Source organism: Neisseria sp. HMSC31F04 (genome assembly GCF_001807735.1).
Lineage (GTDB): Bacteria > Pseudomonadota > Gammaproteobacteria > Burkholderiales > Neisseriaceae > Neisseria > Neisseria elongata.
Genome location: NZ_KV790760.1, coordinates 1 through 3903, shown reverse-complemented (window position 1 = coordinate 3903; position 3903 = coordinate 1). Strand labels below are relative to the sequence as shown.

The following is a 3903-nucleotide window of genomic DNA, read 5'->3' as shown; positions in this document are numbered from 1 at the left end:
TTCCGAAAAGCCATTGTGAATCTTGGTTTTTCATCTTCAACGACATAACCATGTCCCGCCGCAACTTTAACGTTGTAGCGTGGGATGAAGACAAATTCGCTCAAGTCCACGGGATTACCGAGCGTATCCCGCACCTCCGGGGCAGTCTGGATGCTTTTGGCGTTCCATTTTGCATTATAGCCCGCGGCAGGTTCTTGCAACCCTTGATTGCTACCTGTTGCAGCTCCTTTGGGGAACGGCACGCCTTCCCCAGTCATCAACCAATTCCAATCACACCCTTTCAATTTTTGAATTGAAACAAGGGTTTCAGCTTTTGGAATGGTGTCTTTTTCAAAAATCCTTAATACGCCGCTAATAGACCAATTTAAATCTCTTGCGATTTGTGCTGGCTTGGCATCGCCCCATAGGAATTGGAGGCGCTCTTTAAAGCTGCTCATAGCAAACCCAACTCTTTTGTTTAGTCATCTACCGACTAAACAAAAGAATAAACAAATAAAGTAGTTTTTTGTTTAGTAAATTTTCAAATATTTATCAAATGATTAGCAAAATAGCTGAACAAATATAGAAAAAATACTAAACAAACGATTGCGCACACCGCATTTGTTTAGTAATATGCCAGCACGTTAAACGAAAGCGCATAACATTTAAGCTAAACGAATGGAGTGAATAGCAATGCAAAAAAATACAGCAGACTGGCACCGCGCGGATGTGGTCGCTGCGCTTAAAAAGGCAGGTTGGTCGGTGCGTGCCTTATCAATAGCCAGTGGATTAGGCCCTGACACCTTACGAAACGCTCTTTACTGCCCGTTCTACCCTAAAGGCGAAAAAATTATTGCCGATGCTTTAGGTATGAAGCCTGAAGATATTTGGCCGCAGCGTCATGCAACCCGGAACTTCCGGCCAACACTGCGAAAGTAGTGAATGCCTGAATTGTAGGTTAATTAAGCTAAAAAATCACGCATTTAAATTCCCGTACAGCGAATTTTCATTATGAGAATCACCAAACGACAGGCGAAAGCCACCTCTTTAGACCACGCAATTGAGCTGGCCAAACGTCATGCCAAGGAGCGTCGGCTGCCGTCAAAAGTGATGGCCGACCTGATGGGGGTGGAACTTAAAACGTATTACCGGTGGTTGTTGGAGAACACTTTGCCGCTCAATCGGATAAATTTATGCAAAAGCTGATACAATTTCCTACACTGCGACGGTGCAAAAGCTGCCGCCAATTCGGGCAAAAGCTGCCGCCGCCTTACAGAAGCACGGTTTTCAGACGGCCTCCACCTCCAAAAAGGCCGTCTGAAAACCATGAACCTTTCGCGCAGAAACTTACTCAAACTGGCCGCAGCAATATTGGTGGTTTCCACCTGCGACAAGCCGGACAATAGCCGCCATTCTTTCAACAAACCGGACAAGGAAACTTCCATGCAATCCAAATTCATCAAACATCACGGCGCGACGCTGCACTACCAAATCGGCGGTACGGAAACCGCCCCCGTTATCGTATTGCTGCACGGCGGTTTTGGTTCGATTGCCGACTTTGCCCCGCTGTTGCCGCGTTTGCAGCAACACTACCGCGTGATTGCGATAGATACGCGCGGACACGGATGCTCCACGCTCGGCACAGCCGCGCTGACCTACGCCCAAGCCGCCGATGACGTGCGTCAAATCCTGCGGCATGAGGGCGTGGAGAAATACAGTCTGTTCGGGTTCAGTGATGGCGGCACGACCGCCTACCGATTGGGCGCAGCAGACAAAAATATCGAGAAAATCATCACCGTGGGCGCGGAATGGCACAAAAAGCACTTAGACGGCATGCGCCCTATGTTTGAAACGATCAATCTCGATTTCGTAAAAGAAAACCTGCCCGAACAGCTTGCCGCCTATCAGGCAGCCAACTCCGAGCCTGATGCGGAAAAATGGGCGGCAGCCCTAAAAGCCATGTGGCTGGACGAGGGCGCAAGCGGCTATCCCAACGAAAACATCCGCCAAATCCAAGCCCCCGTGCTGGCGATACGTGGCGAAGCCGATTTCCTGTTTGCATTTGACGACTGGGCGGCATTGAAAACCGAATTGCCCGAAGTTCATTTGATGAATGTGCCGTTTGCCGCGCACGAAGCCATTAAAGAACAGCCTGAAATCGTTTGGGCGGCGGTGCAGGCATTTGGGCAAAAGTAGGGCAGGCACTCCCGCCTGCGTGCTTTCAACCCATTTAGGCTACCTGAAAACTAGGCAGGCTCAAGGACGGGTATCTGTTGCCCGCCCACCGCTTGCTTTCAGGTCGTCTGAAAACTGCATTTGGAAATTCAAACCGATGAAGATAAATCCTGAAAACGGCAGCGTCAGCCTGCCGGACGGCAACCTTATCAGCGCGCGCACCACGCTTGATGACTGGATTGCATGCTTCCCAAAATCTAGCCCGAATCATCTGCAAGCGGGAATAACATTTTTCGGTTTGTCATTTACCAAGCAATCCGAACAATACACCCTTACCGCCCAGTTCGAGCAGCAGCGGCTGGAAAGCTTATCCATATTCTTCTGCCCGATAGGCGAGGACAATAGCTGGGCAGCATGGTCAGAGGAGCGCGAATTGCAACGCAGAAAACAATTTGATCGATGGCTGGATAAACAGCTGGGCGACGCCCCTTGTGCCATTAAAACATCGGCAGCAGGCAAATGCCGCCGATTTGCCTGGGGCAATGCGGGTGCGTATTACCACAATAAAGACGGCAGTACGGGGATAGTCATCAGTTATCGCTAACCGCCTTTTCAGACGGCCTCCAAGTACGAACACCAGCCCGACTTAATCACACACGCTTTGTCAGGCTACCTGAAAGCAAAACTGCAACGAAATTGAAACACCGCCCGGCTTAATATCAGGCCGCGCAACCCTATCCATTCAGCCAACCCATGCTTAAATATTTCAAACACCTCAGCATCCGCCTTTTCTTCGTTTTGCTCGGCATCCTGCTCCTGCTCACCGCTTGGTCGTTGGTCTATGCCAAACAGCACGTCTTACCGCTGCTCACTGCCAGCCTGTTCGTGCTCGGCACGCTTGCCTGGTGGCTCGCCCGCAGTATCAGCCGCATCCGCCGTTATGCCGAAGCCATGGCCGCCAACTGCCCCGCCGCACAACCCCAATTCGGCGACAGCTACCTCTACCGCCTCGTCCACGCCGTCGCCCACCTGCGTGACGAGCTCGATCACCGACAACACATTGAAAATTATGTCTTAGGTCTCACCCACGAACTCAAAACCCCGCTCACTGCCCAGCAGGCCGCCCTCGAACTGCTGCAAGACAGCCCCCTTAGCCCCGACCAACAGCAGCTGCTCGACCGCATCCGCCGCAACACCCAAAAACAAAAACGACTCATTGCCCGCCTGCTCGAACTCGCCCGCCTGGAAAACCGCGACAGCCTGAACGACATCCAAACCGTTGATTTGTCCAGCCTGGCCGCCCAAGCCGCCCAAGAAAGCCGCGCCGCCCTGCAAACCAAACAACTGCACATCGCCCTCAACTGCCTACCCCACGCCGTTCAAGGCGACCCGTTGCTGCTGCGCCAAGCCATCGACAATCTGCTTTACAACGCCATTGATTTTGCCGAAACCGGCAGCGAAATCCGCCTCAGCCTCACCCGCAGCCGAAACCGCACCGAACTGGCGGTTTACAACCAAGGCAGCCCCGTTCCCGATTACGCGCTGGCCAAAATCCCCCAACGCTTCTACTCGCTCCCCCGTGCAGACGGCAGCCGCAGCAGCGGGCTGGGCTTGAGCTTCACCACCGAGATCATGCGCCTGCACCACGGCCGCCTGATGCTCGCCAACCGCGAAAACGGCGTGGAAGCCTTGCTGTTGTTTGAAGGGGAGGGAGAAGAGGCCGAGACCTTTGCAAAATCCCCCCAAAAT

General features: G+C 52.5%; 5 protein-coding genes and 1 pseudogene. 5 read left to right on the top strand and 1 reads right to left on the bottom strand.

Translation table 11 applies throughout. The annotated features are described in order from the left end of the window. Positions 1-437 (bottom strand): annotated as a pseudogene (locus HMPREF3107_RS01250) (helix-turn-helix transcriptional regulator); the annotation flags it as partial. A gap of 235 nt (positions 438-672) precedes the next feature. On the opposite strand from HMPREF3107_RS01250, the gene HMPREF3107_RS11230 reads away from it, so the two are divergent. From HMPREF3107_RS11230 to HMPREF3107_RS01230, 5 genes are all read left to right on the top strand, one after another. Beyond that, positions 673-918: a helix-turn-helix domain-containing protein gene (locus HMPREF3107_RS11230; protein WP_083284577.1), complete on the top strand. Its 246-nt coding sequence runs from the start codon at positions 673-675 to the stop codon at positions 916-918. A 72-nt stretch (positions 919-990) separates the two neighbouring features. Beyond that, positions 991-1185: a hypothetical protein gene (locus tag HMPREF3107_RS01245; RefSeq protein WP_070452415.1), complete on the top strand. Its 195-nt coding sequence runs from the start codon at positions 991-993 to the stop codon at positions 1183-1185. A gap of 237 nt (positions 1186-1422) precedes the next feature. After that, positions 1423-2175 (top strand): alpha/beta fold hydrolase, encoded by a 753-nt coding sequence (locus tag HMPREF3107_RS01240; RefSeq protein WP_083284578.1) that lies wholly within the window; start codon positions 1423-1425, stop codon positions 2173-2175. Between the two features lie 19 nt (positions 2176-2194). Beyond that, positions 2195-2758 carry a hypothetical protein gene (locus tag HMPREF3107_RS01235; protein WP_246828554.1) on the top strand — a complete coding sequence of 188 codons (564 nt, stop codon included), beginning with the start codon at positions 2195-2197 and terminating at the stop codon, positions 2756-2758. A 149-nt stretch (positions 2759-2907) separates the two neighbouring features. Further along, positions 2908-3903 (top strand): histidine kinase dimerization/phospho-acceptor domain-containing protein (locus HMPREF3107_RS01230; RefSeq protein ID WP_070452409.1); only part of this gene is annotated, 996 nt, incomplete at its 3' end.

Excerpts from the sequence above, each read along its gene's own strand:
- HMPREF3107_RS01240 (WP_083284578.1), top strand. The coding sequence starts at position 1,423 with ATGCAATCCAAATTCATCAAACATCACGGCGCGACGCTGCACTACCAA.
- HMPREF3107_RS01245 (WP_070452415.1), top strand. The coding sequence starts at position 991 with ATGAGAATCACCAAACGACAGGCGAAAGCCACCTCTTTAGACCACGCA.
- HMPREF3107_RS11230 (WP_083284577.1), top strand. The coding sequence starts at position 673 with ATGCAAAAAAATACAGCAGACTGGCACCGCGCGGATGTGGTCGCTGCG.